20 protein-coding genes are annotated in these 19665 nt (G+C 67.8%); 5 read left to right on the top strand and 15 right to left on the bottom strand.

The features are described from left to right. Positions 1 to 20: 20 nt before the first annotated feature. Complete coding sequence (gene lysX, locus LKD76_RS00630) at positions 21 to 3356, bottom strand: bifunctional lysylphosphatidylglycerol synthetase/lysine--tRNA ligase LysX (protein ID WP_308188499.1); 3336 nt, start codon at positions 3354 to 3356, stop codon at positions 21 to 23. Between the two features lie 258 nt (positions 3357 to 3614). On the opposite strand from lysX, the gene LKD76_RS00625 reads away from it, so the two are divergent. Further along, on the top strand, positions 3615 to 3836 hold the full coding sequence (locus LKD76_RS00625; RefSeq protein WP_030516732.1) for an RNA-binding S4 domain-containing protein: 222 nt from the start codon (positions 3615 to 3617) through the stop codon (positions 3834 to 3836). A gap of 37 nt (positions 3837 to 3873) precedes the next feature. On the opposite strand, the gene rraA is transcribed toward LKD76_RS00625, so the two are convergent. From rraA to LKD76_RS00590, 7 genes are all read right to left on the bottom strand, one after another. Continuing rightward, positions 3874 to 4359 (bottom strand): ribonuclease E activity regulator RraA, encoded by a 486-nt coding sequence (rraA, locus tag LKD76_RS00620; RefSeq protein ID WP_227978956.1) that lies wholly within the window; start codon positions 4357 to 4359, stop codon positions 3874 to 3876. Between the two features lie 58 nt (positions 4360 to 4417). Then, positions 4418 to 4870 carry an SRPBCC family protein gene (locus LKD76_RS00615; RefSeq protein ID WP_227978955.1) on the bottom strand — a complete coding sequence of 151 codons (453 nt, stop codon included), beginning with the start codon at positions 4868 to 4870 and terminating at the stop codon, positions 4418 to 4420. Between the two features lie 90 nt (positions 4871 to 4960). Beyond that, the gene (locus LKD76_RS00610; RefSeq protein WP_227978954.1) at positions 4961 to 5902 is read right to left on the bottom strand and encodes a CopD family protein; all 942 of its coding nucleotides are present in this window, start codon (positions 5900 to 5902) and stop codon (positions 4961 to 4963) included. Continuing rightward, positions 5899 to 6453, bottom strand: coding sequence for a copper resistance CopC family protein (locus LKD76_RS00605; protein ID WP_227978953.1), 555 nt, complete (start codon positions 6451 to 6453; stop codon positions 5899 to 5901). The genes LKD76_RS00610 and LKD76_RS00605 overlap by 4 nt, the downstream gene beginning before the upstream one ends. Continuing rightward, a complete protein-coding gene (locus LKD76_RS00600; RefSeq protein WP_227985031.1) occupies positions 6450 to 7109 on the bottom strand; it encodes a YcnI family copper-binding membrane protein in 660 nt (219 codons plus the stop codon). Before LKD76_RS00600 ends, LKD76_RS00605 begins: the two co-directional genes overlap by 4 nt. Before the next feature lie 63 nt (positions 7110 to 7172). Continuing rightward, positions 7173 to 7724 (bottom strand): hypothetical protein, encoded by a 552-nt coding sequence (locus LKD76_RS00595; RefSeq protein ID WP_227978952.1) that lies wholly within the window; start codon positions 7722 to 7724, stop codon positions 7173 to 7175. A 63-nt stretch (positions 7725 to 7787) separates the two neighbouring features. Then, positions 7788 to 8429, bottom strand: a complete 642-nt coding sequence (locus LKD76_RS00590; protein WP_227985030.1) for a DUF6474 family protein — start codon at positions 8427 to 8429, stop codon at positions 7788 to 7790. Positions 8430 to 8562: 133 nt separating this feature from the next. Here LKD76_RS00590 and LKD76_RS00585 point away from each other — a divergent pair, with 133 nt between their 5' ends. Continuing rightward, positions 8563 to 10365 (top strand): TM0106 family RecB-like putative nuclease, encoded by a 1803-nt coding sequence (locus LKD76_RS00585; protein ID WP_227978951.1) that lies wholly within the window; start codon positions 8563 to 8565, stop codon positions 10363 to 10365. Next, positions 10362 to 12362, top strand: a complete 2001-nt coding sequence (gene htpG, locus LKD76_RS00580; RefSeq protein ID WP_227978950.1) for a molecular chaperone HtpG — start codon at positions 10362 to 10364, stop codon at positions 12360 to 12362. Before LKD76_RS00585 ends, htpG begins: the two co-directional genes overlap by 4 nt. Positions 12363 to 12449: 87 nt before the next feature. On the opposite strand, the gene LKD76_RS00575 is transcribed toward htpG, so the two are convergent. Continuing rightward, the gene (locus tag LKD76_RS00575) at positions 12450 to 13217 is read right to left on the bottom strand and encodes an SDR family NAD(P)-dependent oxidoreductase (protein WP_227978949.1); all 768 of its coding nucleotides are present in this window, start codon (positions 13215 to 13217) and stop codon (positions 12450 to 12452) included. Positions 13218 to 13402: 185 nt separating this feature from the next. Here LKD76_RS00575 and LKD76_RS00570 point away from each other — a divergent pair, with 185 nt between their 5' ends. Next, on the top strand, positions 13403 to 14059 hold the full coding sequence (locus LKD76_RS00570) for a TetR/AcrR family transcriptional regulator (protein WP_227978948.1): 657 nt from the start codon (positions 13403 to 13405) through the stop codon (positions 14057 to 14059). Here the strand turns inward: LKD76_RS00570 and LKD76_RS00565 are convergent, their stop codons facing one another. Both LKD76_RS00565 and LKD76_RS00560 read right to left on the bottom strand, forming a co-directional pair. After that, positions 14060 to 14497, bottom strand: a complete 438-nt coding sequence (locus tag LKD76_RS00565) for a VOC family protein (RefSeq protein WP_227978947.1) — start codon at positions 14495 to 14497, stop codon at positions 14060 to 14062. A gap of 1 nt (position 14498) precedes the next feature. Continuing rightward, positions 14499 to 15080 (bottom strand): DinB family protein, encoded by a 582-nt coding sequence (locus LKD76_RS00560; protein ID WP_227978946.1) that lies wholly within the window; start codon positions 15078 to 15080, stop codon positions 14499 to 14501. Between the two features lie 62 nt (positions 15081 to 15142). Here LKD76_RS00560 and LKD76_RS00555 point away from each other — a divergent pair, with 62 nt between their 5' ends. Continuing rightward, positions 15143 to 16117 (top strand): helix-turn-helix transcriptional regulator, encoded by a 975-nt coding sequence (locus tag LKD76_RS00555; RefSeq protein ID WP_227978945.1) that lies wholly within the window; start codon positions 15143 to 15145, stop codon positions 16115 to 16117. Here LKD76_RS00555 and LKD76_RS00550 read toward each other — a convergent pair. The 4 genes from LKD76_RS00550 to LKD76_RS00535 form a co-directional block, all read right to left on the bottom strand. After that, positions 16108 to 16824 (bottom strand): TMEM165/GDT1 family protein, encoded by a 717-nt coding sequence (locus tag LKD76_RS00550; protein WP_227978944.1) that lies wholly within the window; start codon positions 16822 to 16824, stop codon positions 16108 to 16110. The genes LKD76_RS00555 and LKD76_RS00550 overlap by 10 nt on opposite strands. Positions 16825 to 17201: 377 nt before the next feature. After that, positions 17202 to 17729 (bottom strand): peptidase, encoded by a 528-nt coding sequence (locus tag LKD76_RS00545; protein ID WP_227978943.1) that lies wholly within the window; start codon positions 17727 to 17729, stop codon positions 17202 to 17204. A 211-nt stretch (positions 17730 to 17940) separates the two neighbouring features. Further along, positions 17941 to 18564, bottom strand: a complete 624-nt coding sequence (locus LKD76_RS00540) for a superoxide dismutase (RefSeq protein WP_227978942.1) — start codon at positions 18562 to 18564, stop codon at positions 17941 to 17943. 237 nt (positions 18565 to 18801) lie between these two features. Further along, complete coding sequence (locus LKD76_RS00535) at positions 18802 to 19410, bottom strand: hypothetical protein (protein WP_227978941.1); 609 nt, start codon at positions 19408 to 19410, stop codon at positions 18802 to 18804. Positions 19411 to 19665: the final 255 nt, after the last annotated feature.

The following is a 19665-nucleotide window of genomic DNA, read 5'->3' as shown; positions in this document are numbered from 1 at the left end:
CGGTGGCGCAGGGCCACCGATCAGCGCGATTCCCCCTGTCCGGTGCGTGGTTTGACCAGCGGGAACGGCAGGGTTTCGCGGATGCTGCGGCCGGTGATCAGCATGACCACCCGGTCCACGCCCACGCCCAGGCCACCGGTCGGCGGCATCGCGAACTCCAGCGCCTCGAGGAAGTTCTCGTCCAGTTCCATGGCCTCCGGGTCACCACCGGCGGCCAGCAGCGACTGTTCGGTCAGCCGGCGGCGCTGTTCGATCGGATTGGTCAATTCGCTGTAGGCGGTACCCAGTTCCACTCCCCAGGCCACCAGATCCCAGCGTTCGGCGACACCGTCGATACTGCGGTGGGCCCGGGTCAGCGGGGAGACCGAGGTCGGGAAGTCGATGTAGAAGGTCGGTTCCCGGGTGCGGTCCTCCACCAGGTGCTCGTACATCTCCAGCACGATCTGACCGGCGTCCCAGCCCGGCTGATAGGGCACCTCGGCCTTGTCGCACAGCAGGCGCAGCCGGTCCACGTCGGTATCGGGTGTGACGGTTTCGCCGATCGCGTCGGAGATGGCGCCGTGCACGGTGCGCACCGGCCAGTCACCGGAGATGTCGACCTCGGTGAGGCCGCCGTCGGAGTCCGGGCGCAGTGCCACACAGGAACCGTTGGCCGCGATCGCGGCGTTCTGGATCAGCTGGCGGCAGGCGTGCATCATGCGTTCGTAATCGCTGTGCGCCTCATAGGCTTCCAGGATCGTGAATTCCGGATTATGGCTGTAGTCCACACCCTCGTTGCGGAACACCCGGCCCAGCTCGAAAACCTTCTCCATTCCGCCGACGCACAGTCGTTTGAGATACAGCTCGGGCGCGATCCGCAGATACAGGTCCAGGTCGTAGGCGTTGATGTGGGTGCTGAACGGTGCGGCATTGGCGCCGCCGTGCACCTGCTGCAGCACCGGGGTCTCGACCTCGAGGAAACCCCAGCCGTTCAACGTATCGCGCAGCGACCGCACCACGGCACTGCGTTTGGCCAGCACCTCCCGGGCCTCGACGTTGATCGCCATGTCCACGTAGCGCTGCCGCACCCGAGCCTCGGGGTCGGCGAGGCCGCGCCACTTGTCCGGTAGCGGATGCAGGCATTTGCCGATCATCCGCCAGTCCTGGGCCAGCAGGGACAACTCACCGCGGCGGCTGGCGCCGATCTGTCCGCTGACCTCGATCAGATCACCGAGGTCGAAGTATTCGTCGAACGAGCGCGAGCGATGCGCGCCGACCCGGTCGCGGTCGATGAGGATCTGGACGTCGCCGGACCAGTCCCGCAGCACGGCGAAGGTGACGCCTCCGTAATCGCGGATACGCAACAGCCGCCCGCACACGCGCACCGTGGTGCCCTTGGGGGACCGGCGGGCGTCGGCGATGGAATGGGTCGGGGCGTAGGCGACCGGATAGGCGTCGACGCCCGCTTCCGCCAGGCGCGCCACCTTGTCCATGCGGACTCGCACCTGCTCCGGCCGGCGCGCGGCGGCCTGCTCGAGCGCGGACGGCGGGGCCTCGGGCGGACTGCCGTCGGCATGCAGGCCGGTGATCGTGTCCGGTACCGCGGAATGCAGACCGGTGTGCGCCATGGCATCCGGCTGTTTGCCGAAGCGGGGGACGAAGCCTTCGGCCAGGGCACTGGCGAGGGCGACGCGGGGGAGCTGGCGACGTTCCTCGAAGATGAAGAATCGGGGCACCCACTGCGGCTGATACTTCACATTGGACCGGTACAGCGCTTCCAGCTGCCACCAGCGGCTGAAGAACATCAGCACACTGCGCCACAGCCGCAGCACCGGACCGGCGCCGATTCGGGCGCCCTCCTCGAACACCGAGCGGAACACCGCGAAATTCAGCGACACCCGGGTGATCCCGTACTGTTCGGAGCTCAGCGCCAGCTGGGAGATCATGAATTCCATGATCCCGTTGGGGCCCTTGGGGTCTCGGCGCATCACGTCGAGCGATACTCCGGCGCGACCCCACGGCACCAGCGACAGCATGCCCCAGACCCGGCCGGTGTGATCGAGGGCCTCGACCAGCAGGCTGCAGCCGTCGAGGCGATCGCCGAGGCGGCCCAGCGCCATCGAGAATCCGCGTTCGGTTTCGGTATCGCGCCATGCGTCGGCGCGCGCGATCATCTGCGCCATCTCGTCCGGCGTCAATTCGCTGTGGCGGCGAATCCGCGTGGTGAAACCCTGCTTGCGCAGGCGGTTCGCGGCTTGGCGGACCTGCTTCATATCCGGTCCGGCCAGGGAGAAGGAGCGAGTGTCGAGGATCGCCTCGTCGCCCAGGCGCAGCGCCGACAGTCCGGCCCGGCGATAGGCGGTGGCGCCGAGTTCACCGGCGCCCATCACCGCGGGGGCCCAGCCGTATCGGTCGGCCAGCCGCAGCCAGGCGTCGATGGCCTGCGGCCACGCCTCGCGCACCCCGATCGGATCGCCGGAGGCCAGGCACACCCCGAGTTCGACGCGGAAGGTGATCGCGGCCTTGCCGCTGGGTGCGAAGACCACCGCCTTGTCGCGTCGGGTCGCGAAGTAGCCCAGGGAATCCTCGACATCGGAGCGATCGAGCAGTCCGCGTATAGCGGATTCGTCGAGTGGGGTCATGGCATTGGACGCCTGCTGCGAGCGGAACAGCACCAGCGCCGCCGCCAGCAGCGCCACCGCGCCGAACAGGCCGAGCAGCAGATTCACCACATGCGGCGGATGCCCGTCGAAGTTGTTGTCCGCGACCAGGATCGTCGCCGTGACCCGAGACAGCGCCCACAGCGGACGTTCGGCGCCGCGCGGCAGGCTGCCGGGGAACAGCTCCACCAGGCCCCAACCGAGCAGACTGCCGACCACCAAGCCGCTGACCAGCACGCCCAGCGCCTTCCAGACCGCGCCACGACGCACCCGGGTGTAGAACTCGGGCCAGGCGGCGATCATCAGACCGATCACCGCGAGGTGGACGATCAGCGCGGCCAGTGCGTGCGGATCCTGTTCCTCGGCGAAATCCAGGCCGTTGGCCACCGCGAACAGCGCCATGTAGCCGGCGAGCAGCCACCAGGCGATCCGTTTTCGGGAGGCCGTCGCACCGGCGAGCAGGCCGATGATGACCGCCCACATCAGGTTGGTGTCGGGCGCGTCGAAATAGTAGGCGTCCAGATAGTGCCGCGGGGCCGAGGTCAGAAAACGCAGGCCGGGCGAAATACTCCACAGCGCACACAGAATCGAGAAGACACCGAGTACCAGGCCGATCAGATGGGGTACTTCGCTCAGCCGACCGTGGGCGCGATGCGGAACCGGTGAGGAGGGAGATCTGCGATCGCGGTCGTGGAGCCGGTCTTGCTCGGAAGTCACCGAACCAGTGTGCGTGCCGGGACCGCTCGAGGGGAGAAGGCCGCCGGGCGAGTCCTGCTCGTGCACGGTCATATTCGATCCTTTCGCCGGACACCGGCGGGATTCCCTTGCCGGACAGCGCCGGCGGTCACGACCCGACGCGAGTTCGATTGGCGCACATCGGCGGAGTCCGTCGGCCGGGTGCCGGCCGAGTTCGAACGCCGGGTACCGGCGGGGGCGGCGTGCGGCCCGTCGATCGCGGCGGTAAAGATGTAACCCATGTCGGATCCAGTCGATGTGCCGATCGAAGACGAAGTCATTCGACTCGGGCAGTTCCTGAAGCTGGCCAATCTCATCGACAGCGGGTCGGAGGCGAAGACCGTGATCGCCGCCGGACTCGTGCGTGTCAACGATGAGGTGGAACTACGGCGGGGCCGCCAGCTCCACGCCGGTGACGTCGTCGCACTGGCCGGCCACCGCGTCCGCGTCGCGGGGGGATAACCCGCCGCTGGCGGGTGCTCCGGCGGCGATCGGTGGGTCATTCCGCGCGGACGACGATCCCGTCGTGATCGCTGTAGAGCACCTCGCCGGGGACGAAGGTCACCCCGCCGAATTCCACCGGCACGTCACGTTCGCCGGAGCCGGTTTGCGTGCTCTTGCGCGGATTGGTTCCCAGCGCCTTGATGCCGATATTCAGGGTGCGCAGGATCGCGGAGTCGCGTACGCCGCCGTTCACGACGACGCCGGACCAGCCGTTGTCGACACCGCGGCCGGCGATGATGTCGCCCACGAGGGCGGTGTGCACACTCGCGCCGCCGTCCACGACGAGCACTCGGCCCTCACCGGGTTCGCTGAGAGTCTGCTTGACCAACAGGTTGTCCTGGAAGCAGCGAATGGTGACAATCCGGCCACTGAACACCGGATGGCCGCCGAACTGCGTGAACTGTGTGTCACAGCTGCGGATCTCGGGGCCGATCTCATCGGCGAGGTCGGCGGTTGCCACTTGGTTTGCTGAATCGGTCACCGGACTAGCTTGCCATGACGGGGCCTCGGAGATCCTGAGACCTTCCTGGCAGGAACGGCTAGCGGTCCTGCCCGTACTCCGCGATTCTGGTCGTCAGATTGTGCGCGGTGTGCTTGACCGACATCTTCACGAACGGCTCGATCGTCTTCCCCAGTACTTTGCCCGCGATACCGCCCGGGACCCGGTATTCGACGATGGCGTCCACCGTGCAGGCGTGTTCGTCACGCGGATGGAACAGGAAGGTGGATTCGATCTCGAATCCGGTGACGGCCTTCACGGCGATCGCGACGTTCTTCTCCCAGCGCACGATCTGCAGCCGCGAGGTCAGCGAGGCCGGGCCCAGTTTGATCTCGGTGTCGAAACTGGCGCCCAGTCCGGCCACCTGATCGGTGACCGGGCGGAAGGAATGGACCTCGGTGACGAATTCCGGCAGATGCCGGTAATCGTTGACATAGTCGAACGCGGTCTCGGCGGAGGCGGCGCACTCGGCGACGATCTTCACTGCGGTCATGACAGTAAATGTAACGTGTTTCAGATCGTCCCGGATCGGATGTAATTGCTATCACTCCAGTTCGGAGGCCCTATCCAGCGGCCGACCGGCTCAGGCCGTCACCGATAACGTCGCCGCCAATCCGAACACCGAACCCATCACCGCGACCTCGATCAGCGCCCGCCGCAGCGAGGAGTCGGCGCTCATCCGATGGTCGGTCGCCCGTGGCACCCAACTGCGCCGCCACCACCAGCCCAGTACGAGCAGGGCGAGCACCATCACCGTCTTGGCCAGCAGGATGCGCCCGTAGCCGCTGTCGATCAAGGCCGCCGGATCGCCGATCCGGACCAGCCCGTTGCATACCCCGGTGACCGTGACCGCCCCGATCGCGGGCAGTGCCCAGCCGGAATACCGCGGCAGGATCACCGCCCATTCACCGCGGGTGCGCACGACCAGAGCCAGGGCCAGCAGGACGCCGAACCAGGCCGCCGCGGCGAGGGCGTGGACCGCGGCCAGCACCGAACCCAGCGTCTGTTGCGACATATGGCCGGTGATCGGCCGCAACACCAGCGTCACCGCGGCGAAGACGAGCACCAGATCGGCGGTCGCGTGGTCCGGTCGGCGATAGGCCAGGGTGCTGTAGCCGGCCACGGCGGCGGTACCGATCAACACGGCGATACCGATCTGACCCCCGCTGACATGGGCGAGGTAGTCACCGAAATCGCGCGCCCGCAATCGGCCCACCGAAACGCCCACCACCTCGGCCGCCTCGGTGGCCAGCAGGACGAATTCGGTGACGGCCCACAGCCCGCCGAAGACGGCCAGCATGCGCCACGCGGGCCGCAGTCGGTCGTGCAGGCGGGGGAGGGCGGCCAGGCCCACCACGGTGGCGCCCAGCCCGTCGGCGAGGGTGCGCACCGGCGCCTCGGCCTGCACCGGATCCGGCGCGGCCAGGGCCCAACCGGCGACGACGCCCACCAGGGCGGCCGGGACGACCAGGAGCAACGCGTATCGCAGCGCGCTCGAACTACCGCCGGTCGTCCCCGATCTCATGGTGTGCCGCCGCTACCCGAACGCCGGGAGCGACCGCCGAACAAGGCGAAAGCCAATCCGCCGCCGAACAGGATGACCGCCGCGACGATGAAGACCCACAGCGGAACACCGCCGGAATCGCCACCACCGCCGGAGTTGCTCGCCGCGTCGGCCTTCGGACCGGGTGTGCCCTGACCGGGTTTCGTCAGCTCGAAAGTGCGGGTACCGCTGACCGGATGCCCGTCGGCCGAGGTGACCCGGAAGGCCATGGTGTAGGTCCCGGCCGGGCCGAGGTCCCCGACCTCGACACTGACGGTCGGGCCGTCCACCACGGGCTTACCCTTCGACCACAGATTCTTGTCGGGACCGACGACGGTCAGCGACGGGAAACTCGGCTGCAGGTTCTCGTTGAAGGTGAAGCTCACCCGGGCCGGGCCGGTCTCGAGCTTCGCGCCGTCGGCGGGGTCGGAGGAGACCACCGACGAATGCGCACCGGCCGGACCGGCCACCGTGATCGCGAGGCCGCCCAGCGCCAGCACGGTGGCGAGGGAGAGCAGGAGGCGCCGCATCATGCGCGCCGGCTCCGGATCAGGCTGCCCAGTCCCAGCGCGGCGCCCAGTGCGCCCAGTGCGAGCCCGATCCCGCCGAGCCAGCGAGCGGTGTCGTCGGATTCGGAGCCGGTGCCGGAATCACTGTCGGCGGCCGCCGTGCCGCCGTGCTCGTCGTGGGATCCGGCGGCGCCCAGCGAGACCGACGGCGCGGGATGTTCGGGTTCGGCGCCGTCGGCGGGCATGGGCTCGTTCCAGTTGACGACCTTGCCGTCGCTGTAGGTCTGGGTGGCCGGGAAGCTGATCTTGTCCTGCTTCGGCAGCGGGCCGACCGCGAGGGTGAAGCGCTGGAACTGCTCCGCGGTGATACCCGGGTTGCCGGGATCGGCGGTCCAGGTGACGGAGGTGAACTGGTTCTTGTCGTTCTTCTCGGTGCGGGCCGTCCAGCCCGGCAGCGGTTCGGTGCGGGCCGAGGACAGCTGCGGCAGCGCGACGGTCAGCTTGGTGGTCGATGCGGTCGCCGATTCGGTCGGCACCCGGAAGGTGACGACGGCGTAGCCGCCCTGTGCCGCGCCCGGGGCGTCGGCCGTGACGTGCGCGGCCGCGGTTCCGGTGGCGAGCAGGGCGAAGCCGGCGGCGGCGCCGGTGGCGAGCAGGGTGCGCGACACCGCGGTGGGCATGCGTGAACTCACGATGGATGACTTTCTCGGTACGTGGCGAAATGCCTGAGGTGTGGGATCGGATCAGGCGAGTACCGGTGGTGCGCGGGAGCCCGCCGCGCGACCGCTGAGCCGCTGCCACTGCCGCGAAGCGGAGGGACGCCACCGTGCGGTGGTGATGCCGGGCAATGCCCGGGGCCGGCTGGTGACCGCTCGGACCGAGCGGGACACCGCGGCGTACAACCGTTCGGCGGCCACGATGAGCAGTGCGCAGACGACGGTGGCGACCGTATGTGCCACCGCCATCCAGCCACCCGGGACGCCGATGGCGAAAAGACCCTCACCACACGCTGTGTCGCCGCCGCCGTGAGCGGGTAGCAGACTCAGCGCGAGATGTGCGGCGGTTTGTCCCGCGCCGAGGACGGCGACCACCGTCGCCCGCCCCCGCATACCGCCGATCGCGGGCAGCCACGCCGCCGCGGCGCCGGTGGCCACCGCGCTCAGCAGCAGTAACGCCAGCGCCGACGAGTCGGGAGATCCGCCTCCGGCCCAGCCGTGCGCCGCCACCGCGAGCACGACCGTGGCCGCGCCGACCAGTCCACCGCGCACCGCGTCCGTGCCGGGCCGGCGGATCACGCGCCGCGAGGGCGCGGATCTCCCGGTCGGCCGATCACGGTGGGGCATGGCGGATATCGGCGGTCAGTGCACGCCGAGGCGCGCGAGAATATCGGCTTCGACGCCGGAGAGTTCGTTGGAGATGGAGGCGTGCACCGCGCGCCGCCGCGGCGCCGGCATCTGCTCGGAGGTCCGCACCGCGGCCGACAGACTGCTCAGCCGGTCCCGGGTGGCGGCCACGAACTTCTGGTTATCACCGGAGTGGCCGCCGCTGTCCGCGATCCCGTCCAGGGTCGATTCGACTCCGGAGATGCGGGCCTGCAGCCGAGCGCCGTGGCCGGTGAAATTACCCAGATCGCCGATGCCGACACCGAGCTGGTGGGCCCGGCGGGTGTCGATCTGTCCGCGAATGAAGGTGGCGGCTCGATAGGCCAGCGGCGCCAGCACCGGTACCAGCACCCGCGCGACGCCCAGATACTTCTTCACCTGACTGGCGCTGAACGGATCCCGCTCGGCGCGCTCGGCTGTCTTGGCGGCCGCCTTCTCCTCCGCCTTCAACGCCGCGATCTGGGCCTTGGCCACCTCGCGCTGGGTCCGGAGTTCGGCACGGTTGCGCTTGCGTTCGTTGCGGGCGCCGAGTTTGGCCTCCATCGCGGCCTTGTGCTTGAGAGCTTTCGCCTCGGCTTTACGGTCGGCACGACGCTTGCGCTTGGTGAACAACCCCATCGAAAGGCCCTCCGTCACGAAGTTTCCGTCATGCGGATGTACCCACATGCCACACGGTTTGCGCCAACTGTAGCGGGAGAGACGCATGATGCGGTTGGCGAGGTTGTCGGGGGGAGGGACCATACTGCATAGCGTGTATTCGGGCAGCGGCGACCAGGACGGTCACGAAGACGACGGCGGTGGCGACGAGCGACAGGTGTCTGCGTCGAGAACCGTCGCGGCTGCCGAGGGCGTGGTCACCGCCACGAATTCGGAGTCCGCCGCCCCGCGAATCGCCTATGTGGACGCGCGCGCACTGGTCGGGTGCCGCCACCGGCTGCATCTGGATGCCACCCACCCCGAGCGGTTGCTCGGCATCTCCGAGGACGCCGGGGTCAGACAGCGCCGCGAGGCCGCCACCGCCCATCGGGCCGAGGTGCGCGACACCCTCGTCGCCGCCGATCCGGAGCAGTGGGTGGTCATCGATCCCGATCAGCCCGCGAGTGTCCGTGCGGCGGCGACACTGCGGGCATGTGCCGAAGGGGCGCAACGAATCTGGGGTGCGGTCCTGCCGCAGGAGCCCGATACCGGCCGGCGCGGCGGGTGCGAGATCCTGCTGCGCGACCCGGACCGGGGCGGTTATATCCCGATCATCGTGGTCAACCACAAGGTGACCGATCCGCGTCAGCCCGATCCGGCCGATTTCCATCCCACGACCTCGGATCTGTACCACTGGAATCCGCAGCCGGACCGGCATGTGCGTATCCGGACCCAGCCGCGCGATCAGCAACGCCTCGCACATCTGTACCGGATGCTGCAGCGCCACGGCTTCGCCGGCCCGGCCCTGGTGGGCGGGGCGATCGGCTATCACTTCGACCGGATTCTGGTCCACGATCTGACGCTCGTGCTCGAGGAGTACGACCGCCGCTACGCCGATCGGATCGCGGTGGTCCGCGGTGAGCTGCCGACCGTTCCGTCCAAGGTGCCCGAATGCCGTCAGTGCCCGTGGTGGTCGCGAGCGCCCCAGAGCGAGGACCCGGACCGGCCGCCCGCCTTGAGCTGCGAAGGGTGGTTGGCCGCGTACCGCGATGTCAGTCTCGTCGCCCCGGGTTCGCGGGCCGAACTGCTGCGCCGGCACGGCGTGCAGACCATCGACGATCTCGCGGCCTGGACCGGTCCCGAGCCCGAGGATTGGCAGTACGAGCCGTTCGGTGAAACGGTCGTCACCGCGCGTGCCTGGATTTCGGGCGCTCCGCTGGTCCGGCGGGTGGACCGGGTCCGGGTGCAGCGCGCCGATGTGGAGGTCGACGTCGACCTGGAGAGCTATCAGGAATACGGCGCTTATCTGTGGGGCACGCTGCTCGACGGCGTCTATCGCCCCTTCTTGACCTGGGATCCGCTGCCCACCGTCGACGAGGGGCGGTCGTTCGCCGAATTCTGGACGTGGCTGATGGGCGTGCGCGCCGCCGCGGCCGCCGCGGGCAAGACCTTCGCCGCCTACTGCTACTCCCGGACGGCCGAGGACAAATGGCTCTACGAATCGGCCCGCCGATTCGCCGGAATGCCGGGGGTGCCCACCGAGGCCGAGGTGCGCGCCTTCGTCGACGGTCCGCAGTGGGTGGATATGTTCCAGGCGGTATCGGAACAGTTCATCTGCCCGAACGGCAAAGGACTGAAGAAGATCGCGCCGGTGGCCGGCTTCGGCTGGCGTGATCCCGAGGCCGGCGGTGAGGCGTCGATGAGCTGGTACCGGCTGGCGGTCGGCTACGACGGCGACCCCGATCAGTCCCAGCGGATCCGCCTGCTCGAATACAACGAGGACGATGTGCGCGCCACTCAGGTGCTGCGGGATTGGATGTCGCCCGCGACCCCCGGCCCGCACAGCGCCGATGCCGAGGTGCCCGCGATGACCGACTTTCGCGAGCCGAGCCCGGTCCGTCGTAATATCTGCACGTGACCGATCACGTCGAACAACTGGAGTTTCAGGCCGAGACCCATCAGCTTCTGGAACTGATGATCCACTCGGTCTACTCGAACAAGGACACATTCCTCCGCGAGTTGATCTCGAACGCCTCCGACGCCCTCGACAAGCTGCGGCTCGAGTCGTACCGGGACAAGGATCTCGAGGTCGATACCTCGGATCTGCACATCGAGCTAGAGGTGGATACGGACGCCCGGGTGCTGACCGTGCGCGACAACGGTGTGGGTATGTCGCGCGCCGAGGTCGTCGATCTGATCGGCACCCTGGCCAAATCCGGCACCGGCGAACTGCGCCGGCAGCTACTGGAAATGAACGGAGCCGACGCCGAGTCTTCGGGTCGCTCCGCGGGCTCCGCTCCCGCGGACCTGATCGGCCAGTTCGGTATCGGCTTCTACTCGACCTTCATGGTGGCCGACAAGGTCACCCTGACCACTCGCCGCGCCGGCGAAACCGAGGGCACCCGCTGGGAGTCCGCCGCCGGCAGTTCCACCTACACCATCGAAACCCTCGACGACGCGCCCCAGGGCACCGCGGTATCGCTGCATCTCAAGAGCGCCGATGAGGATGATCACCTCTTCGACTACACGCAGGAGTGGAAGCTCCGCGAGATCGTCAAGAAGTACTCGGACTTCATCTCCTGGCCCATCCGGATGCAGGTGGAGCGCACCGTCACCGAGGGGGAGGGTGAGGAGAAGACCGAGCAGACCATCCTCGAGGAGCAGACACTCAATTCGCAGAAGGCGCTGTGGACGCGCCCGCGCAGCGATGTGTCCGACGAGGAGTACAAGGAGTTCTACAAGCACGTCTCGCACGCCTGGGACGATCCGCTCGAGATCATCCCGCTCAAGGCCGAGGGCACCTTCGAATATCAAGCGCTGCTGTTCATTCCGTCGCAGGCTCCGTTCGATCTGTTCATGCGTGAGCACAAGCGCGGTGTGCAGCTGTATGTGCGCCGGGTGTTCATCATGGACAACTGCGAAGAACTCATGCCGGAGTACTTGCGTTTCGTCAAGGGTGTGGTGGACGCGCAGGATCTGTCGCTGAACGTCTCGCGCGAGATCCTGCAGCAGGACCGGCAGATTCAGATGATCCGCAAGCGCCTGGTGCGCAAGGTGCTCTCGACGATCAAGGATCTGCAGGGCGCGGGCGCAGCCGAGGGCGACGCCGCGGACGCCGGCGCGGACAGCAAGTACCGCACGTTCTGGAACGAATTCGGCCGGGTCCTCAAGGAGGGCCTGCTGTCGGACTTCGACAATCGCGACACCATTCTGCAGGTCTCGTCGTTCGCGTCGACCCATTCCGAGTCGGAGCCGACCACGCTGGCGCAGTACATCGAGCGGATGGCCGAGGGCCAGGACAAGATCTACTACATGACCGGCGAGAGCCGGCAGCAGATCGAGAACTCTCCGCATATGGAGGCCTTCAAGGCCAAGGGACTCGAGGTGCTGGTTCTCACCGATCCGGTCGACGAGATGTGGGTCGGCTCGGTGCCGGAGTTCGACGGCAAGGCTTTCCAGTCCATCGCCAAGGGCGAGGTGGATCTGGAGACCGAAGAGGAGAAGAAGGCCTCCGAACAGCTGCGCGAGCAGCAGGAGAAGGATTTCGGCGAGGTGCTGAAGTTCTTGCAGGAGACGCTGGACGACAGCGTCAAGGAGGTCCGCCTGACCTCGCGCCTGACCACCTCCCCGGCCTGCATCGTCGGTGACGTCTTCGACTTCACCCCGCAGCTCGAGCGGATGTACCGCGCCTCCGGCCAGGCGCTGCCGGAATCCAAGCGGATCCTGGAACTCAATCCGGAGCATCCCCTGGTCACCGGGCTGCGCGATGCGTACGCCAAGGACCGGAAATCCGAGGACCTCGGCGCGACCGCGCAGTTGCTCTACGGCACAGCGGTGCTCGCCGAGGGCGGCGAACTGAAGGATCCGGCGCACTTCGCCCAGCTGCTGGCGGATCGGCTCACCAAGACCGTCTGATCCGCATCGCCGCGAATACGTAAGGCTCGCACGGAAGTCCGTGCGAGCCTTACGTATCGGACGCCGCAGGCCGATCCGTTCCCGGTGTCAGCGCGGCGCCATGCGCAGCGCACCGTCCATGCGGAAGGTCTCGCCGTTGAGGTAGTCGTGCTCGGTGATGTACTGCGCGAGCTGCGCGTACTCGTCCGGACGGCCCAGGCGCGACGGGAACGGCACACCGGCCTCGAGGCCCTTGCGGTACTCCTCGGTGACGCCGGCCAGCATCGGGGTGTCGATGATGCCGGGGGCGATGGTGTTGACGCGAATGCCGAACTGCGCCAGGTCACGTGCGGCCGGCACGGTCATACCGGCGACGCCGCCCTTCGAGGCCGAGTAGGCGATCTGGCCGACCTGGCCCTCGAACGCCGCCACCGACGCGGTGTTGATGACGACGCCGCGCTGGCCGTACTCGTCGACCGGCTCGGTCTTGGCGATGGCATCGGCGGCCAGTCGCATCACATTGAAGCTGCCCAGCAGGTTCACGGTGATCACGGTGCGGAACAGCTCCAGATCGTGCGGGCCGTTCTTGGACAGGATGCGTCCCGCCCAGCCCACACCGGCGCAGTTGACCACGATCCGCGGCGGCACACCGGATTCGACGACCTTCGCGACCGCGGCCGCGACCTCGTCGTTGCTGGTCACGTCGGTCGGGATCAGGGTGACGCCAGCGGGAACGCTGTCGCCGGCCCGTTCGATCGACTGCGCGAGGTCGAGACCGAATACGGTCGCACCCTGGTCGGCGAAGCGTTTTGCGGTAGCGGCGCCCAGACCGGATGCGGCTCCGGTGATGATCGCGGCGGAGCCCGAAATCTCCACGGTGATGGTCCTCTCGTCAGTGACGGCCCTATGGGTACTGGCCTTCCGTCAACAGCACCATATCGGGCGGAACGGTCGCCACGGCCGGGGGTGTGCGCCGCGGGACGACCGATTCCGCGCAGAATGGAAGGTAACCAGCTAGTTTGCTTCGCGAAGCATTCGCGATCGATCGATGGAGTTGCCACATGACCACCTCGGCCGCCGCGGACCGCAGGTTACCTCGGGGCCGGCACGGGATACCGCGTGAAACGGTGGTTCGTGCGCAGCGCGACCGCATCCTCACCGCCATGGCCGATGCGATGGCCGCCAACGGGTACGTCGGCACCTCGGTGGCGGCCGTGCTCAAACGCGCGGGGGTGTCGCGGGAGACGTTCTACGAGCAGTTCCGGTCCAAGGAGGACTGTTTCGAGGCGGCCTACGAGCGTGCGGTGGAACTGCTGCTCGCGCACATCCAGGAGTCGTTGCGGGCAGTCGCCGCGCGGGAGTCGTCCCCGCCCATCGGCACCCTGCTCGACGCGTACCTGGACGGGCTGGCCGCCGAGCCTGCTTATGCCCGGCTGTTCCTGGTCGAGGTCTACGCCGCCGGACCGAAGGCGATCGCGCGCCGGGGCGAACTCCAGGAAGCATTCGTCTCCCTGGTCGCCGACATCCTCGACGCCCGGACCGATCAGCAACGCTTCGCCTGCCGCACCATGGTCGCGGCCCTCAGCGCCATGGTCACGACCCATGTCGCCGCCGATGACCTCAACGGCCTGCGCGCGCTGCGGGAACCCATGCTGGACCTGGTCCGCCGCAGCGGTGACCTCTTCGGTGCCGCGACCGCCGAGTCGCGGCACCGCTGATCAGTCGAGGCAGAATTCGTTGCCCTCGGGATCGGCCATCACGATGTGCCCGGCGCCGAGCGGGGGAGCGGGTTCGTGCCGCCGCAGCCGGGTGGCGCCGTGCGAGATCAGCCGTGCGGCCTCGTCCTCCAACGCGGCCATGCGCGCGGCACCGGTCAGGCCGGGTGCCGCCCGCACATCCAGGTGAACGCGGTTCTTGACCTGTTTGCCCTCGGGCACCTTCTGGAAGAACAGCCGCGGACCGGAGCCCTCGGGGTCGATCACCGCCGACGCGTCGTTGCGGTTCTCCGGCGGCACCCCCATCGCCTCCAGCGCCTGCTCCCACGTCTCGAATCCGGTCGGCGGATCCTGCAGCCGGTAGCCCAGGGCCTCGGCCCAGAACGCCGCGGTGGCGGCCGGATCGGCGCTGTCGAAGGTGATCTGGATATCGCGGGCCATCTCAGTCGGTCTCCTGTCGGTTTCGATCGGTATGCAGGTAGAGATCGCGGAGCAGACACACCTCGGAAAGATGATGGATCAGCTCGCGGTTGATGTGCAGCACCAACGCGGACATCGGGTATTCGGCGTAGGGTCCTTCCGCGGCACCGGCCGCTCGGGAGAGTCCGTCCGCGCCGAGGGCCGCGACCCCGGCATCCCAGCGGGCGTATTCGGTATCGAGCCGGTCCAGGGCCGCCGCGGCGGTCTCGGGGTACTCGAACGACTCGTAGTCGGTGGGCGGACCTCCGAAATGCCAGGCATTGCGCATCGCGAGCACGCCCACGATCACATGTCCCAGGCGCCAGGCGATCGTGGTGAACGGTGGCGGATCGGGCGGCGGCCAGGCGAAGTCGATGGTCATCGCGCCTGCGCCGGCCTGGATGGGGGCGGTACCGGTGCCGCGCCGGCGCACATTCCAGCAGTCAGGCGTCGGTTCCCAGAAGTATTCGTCGTCGGTGAGCCCGGTCAGGCGTGGACGTACTTGTTCGGTCCAGTGCCAGGCGATCTGCTCACGGAGCAGGGAATTCCAGGTCTGGTCGGTCATGGGCAACAGCCTGCCGCATATCGCGGACAGAATCGTTCCGTGATCCGTGCGACGATGAATCGATGACCGTCGAGGGCACGACCGAGCGGGTGCTGCGACTGCTGGCGCTCCTGCAACGCAGGCCGTCGTGGACCGCTGCCGAACTGGCCGCCGAACTCGCGGTGACCGACCGCTGCGTGCGTCGCGATGTCGAGCGGCTGCGCGCGATCGGATATCCGGTTCATGCCACGGCCGGCGTCGGCGGCGGCTATCAGCTGGGCGCGGGTACCCGGCTGCCACCGCTGCTGCTCGACGACGAGGAGGCCATCGCGACCGCGGTCTCGCTGCGGCTCGCGGCCGGTGGCACGGTGGCCGGCGCCGGTGCGGCGGCACTGCGCGCACTGGCCAAACTGGATCAGGTGATGCCGCCTCGACTACGGGCCGAGGTGCGCGCCGTCCACGACGCCACCGAGACGCTGGTCGGTCCGGGAATCGAGATAGACGCCGAATTGCTGGTCGTCCTCGCCCGTGCCTGCCGCGACGCGGTGCGGGTGCGATTCCGCTACGCCGGACGCGACGGCGCGGAACGGGAACGCACGGTCGAACCGGTCCGGATGGTCACCACCGGGCGTCGCTGGTATCTGATGGCTCGCGATGTCGACCGTGCCGACTGGCGCACCTTCCGCCTGGACCGGATGCGTGAGGTGACGGCCACGACCTGGCGTTTCCGGTTCACCGAGTATCCGGACCCGGTCGAATACGTGCAACGTGCGGTGACCGCGGCGCCCTATCGCCATATCGCGCGGGTGCGGGTGCGCGCCCGGCCCGAACAGGTGCGGGAGCTGATCCCGCCCCAGGTGGGACGGGTCGAGGACGATCGGGACGGCTGGTGTGTCCTCGCCCTCGGCGGGGACGATCTGGACTGGCTCGCGGTGCACGTGGCCCAGCTGGCCTTCGACACGCAGGTGCTGGAGCCACCGGAATTGCGTGCGGCCGCCGGCCGACTGGCCCGCCGCATCGCGGCGATGGCCGAGGGTGAGCCGCCCGCTCAGAGCTGATTCAGCGACTGCGGTTCGGTCGGCTGCTCGACCTGATCGGCGCCCGATCGGCCGCGAAACCACCGGATGGCGCCGGCGACGGCCGGCACGATCGCGGCGATCGAGTATTCGCCCACCGCGCCGAGGTCCGGGGCGAGGGCACCGAGCAGGGTGGCGGCGCCGATGTAGAGGAACAACAGTCCGGATGCGACGGCGATCGCCTGCTCGGGAATGTGCTTGCCGACCGAGATACCGATCGCGATGGCCAGACCACCGGCGGCGACCATGCCCGCGACCGAGCCGATCCAGACCGCGGGCCAGCTGTGATTGGAGGCCAGCGCGATGGTCGCGAACATGGTCCGGTCACCCAGTTCGGCGAGCAGAAAGGCCGAGATCACGATGAAGAATGCCCGGCCCGGACCCGCGGGACCGGTGTCGGCGGGTTCCTCGTCGGAGTCCTCGTGCCGGCTCGCCCACAACGTCCAGATACCAACGCCCAGCAGGATGACGCCGGTGCACAGCGCGATCACATCCGTGGGCAGTGCCGCACCGAGGAAGTGCCCGACGCCGACGGCGATGAGATTGACGGCGATGCTGGCCACGGTGATCCCGCCCAGTACCACCCACCAGCGATACCGCAGGGCGAAGGTCAGGGCCATCAACTGTGATTTATCGCCGAGTTCGGCGAGGAACAGGACGCCGAAACTCAAGACGATGGCGGCGATCATGGTTGGCTCCCTCCGGCCTGTCGGCCGAAGACCGGAGCCTTCAGCCGACAACGTGCCCGAAAAATTCGGTCTTTGTCATCGGCCGAAGGTCTCGCCCACCGGTACAACCGGTTCGGATGGCCGGATCTGCCGGATTCGGCGGATCAGTATGTCGACCATGCGATTGCGGGCTACTCCCCTTCGCTGTCTTACACAGCCTACCCTTACCGCCCCGTGGCCGTAAAGCCGGTGTAGCCGAAATCGCAATGCGCACAATAAGTTTGGCGATGCGACCGGAAATTTTCGGGTACCCGTCGATGTGGATTCGACGAGGCTTCGCCCGCCGTTCGGACATCCGTGGGTGATGCGCCGCGCCGCCGTCTTCGGGCTCGGATCCGTCAGGCGGCGAGCAGCATCGCCAGCACAGCGGTATCGGGATCGGAGATCGGATCCACGCCGACCCGGCTCACCATCGAGGTGACCGTGCCGTCGAGTTCGGCCTCCACCCAAGCCGCCCGATGCGCCAGTCCGAGATGTGGAATACCCGGCAGCAGTACACATCCCGATGCCGCACCGACGCATTCGGGCAGCGACGGATTGGTCTCCGACGGGGGATGCAACATCATCAGCGCGGGTGGCACATGCTCGGCGAAGCGGCCCGGCTCCACGGCCTCCTCACCCAGCACCGGCCCCTCGGCCATCACCAGGCCGACGGTGCCCGGATGCGGATCGTCGGGCAGCTCCTCGCGGGCGCCGAAGACGGTGCTGGTGGCCAGCAGGCCCGGCAGGCTCGCCACCCGTACCGCCAGCGCCAGCAGTTGTGCCCATTCCTTCGTCGTATCGGGCCATCGACCGGATATCACGAAACCTCGCAGTGATCCGTGCGCCTGAAACGGCGTGACTCCGACCGGATTGTTCGTACGCATCGTGTGCCTCCCGAACTTCTGACGGGGGCGGCTGCTACGTCGGAATGAGCGAGCCCGTCCTCGACCTATCGTTGAGATAGGAGTACCCGAGAATGCCTCGAAAAATGTCTGGCACACAAGTACCAGAGAGTGCTAAGTCGCAGGTAACGCGCCTGAAACACGAAACCGGGTCCGCAGACCACTGTCTGCGGACCCGGCTGCCGGAGAACTCTCAGCCGAAGATGAGGCCCTTGCCCTGAGCGACGGCCTTGGCGAAGCGGTCCTGCACGTCGGCCCAGTTGACGACGTTCCAGAACGCCTTCACGTAGTCGGCCTTGACGTTCTTGTACTGCAGGTAGAAGGCGTGCTCCCACATGTCGACCTGCAGCAGCGGAACGATGCCGAGCGGCACGTTGGCCTGCTGGTCGTACAGCTGGAAGGTCAGCAGCTTCTGGCCGAGGGTGTCGTAGCCCAGCACGGCCCAGCCCGAACCCTGCAGACCGTTGGCGGCCGCGGTGAACTGCGCGCGGAACTTGTCGAACGAACCGAACTGGTCGTCGATGGCCGCGGCCAGCTCGCCGACCGGCTTGTCGCCACCGTTGGGGGACAGGTTCTTCCACCAGATGGAGTGGTTGACGTGACCACCCAGGTGGAACGCGAGGTTCTTCTCGTTCAGGAAGATCGCGCCGTGGTCGCCGGCCTCGCGAGCGGCTTCCAGCTTCTCGAGTGCCGTGTTGACACCCGCGACATAGGCGGCGTGATGCTTCGAGTGGTGGATCTCGTTGATCTGCCCGGAGATGTGAGGCTCCAAGGCGCCGTAGTCGTAATCCAGATCTGGCAGCGTGTACTCAGCCACGATGTCCCTTCCTCATGATGTCGGCGCGTGTACCCGGTGTTGTCGAGCACACCAACCTTCATTCGTACACCCGCTCGATGCAACCGGGTCCGGTCCACCCTAGATTCCCACGATCGGAAATCGACCTTGCGACCAGGACCCGGCGGGCACATGCACGCGAAATGGTCGGGCCGGGAACGAACGCCGAGATTTATTCACGCCGAATACATCTCGGCGCGGTGATACCGATCCGCTGCGCTACATCGGCGGTGCGACATCGGGCAGCATCGTGCGCGGATCGCACGAGTCGTGCGCTTTCCACCAGCGCCGCGCACCGGCCACGAACTCCTCGAGGCCGATCCGGCGTCCGGCGGCGGTCTCGATGGTGATGTCCTCGAACCAGATCCGCACATCCAGTTCGCGCGGATCGGTGCCTTCCTGCTGGGAGAACTCGAGGACGTGGGCTGCTGGGCGATCGCTGACGGTGGTGTCGAAGCTCAGCAACTCCCGCCACAGCGCCCAGCCGCTGTCGTCGACGTCGATGAAATCCCAGCCGTGGAGGGCGCCGCCGCCGAATCCGGAGATGGCGTCCCCGAGGGTGTCGAGCGTCAGCGGAAAGATGTGCGGTTCCAAATCGTCCCAGCGCTGCTGGCGCAGCGACGCCGCGACCCGGCTGACTCCGGACAGCGTCAGGAGCACTCGGCCGTCGGCGGATTGTCCCTCCCCTGGGAGGGTGAGCACCTCCAGTTCGATTCGAAGTCGTGCGTCCGCGACATCTACCGCGAGCCCGAGGCAGGTCGCCTCGGCGAGTGCGGTGTTGAGCCCGGCCGTATCCAATCCGTCGAGTAACGCCCTGCTCGCGTCCATAGCGCCAGGCTACCGATTCCGCGCCGTCAAACGCGGTATTTCGGTTTCTCGCTAGTGTTGTCGGTTTTTTCGGGAACGGAGGGAACCGAAAGGACGTATCGCCCGTCCAAGTAGTTGTCGGGATCTCGTGGCCGCCGGTGGGAGCACCGTTCGGCCGGTGCGGGAGGCCCGCAGGCGGCGGCGGGGGCCGCTCCGGGACGAGGAGGGGAGTCCCGGAGCGGCCCCCGTTCCGTTTTCACCCCTCCTTGTTGCGTA

The organism is Nocardia spumae, from assembly GCF_020733635.1.
Classification (GTDB): Bacteria; Actinomycetota; Actinomycetes; order Mycobacteriales; family Mycobacteriaceae; genus Nocardia; species Nocardia spumae.
Note: the sequence above shows the minus strand (reverse complement) of the source record. Positions and strands in the feature narration are given on the sequence as shown.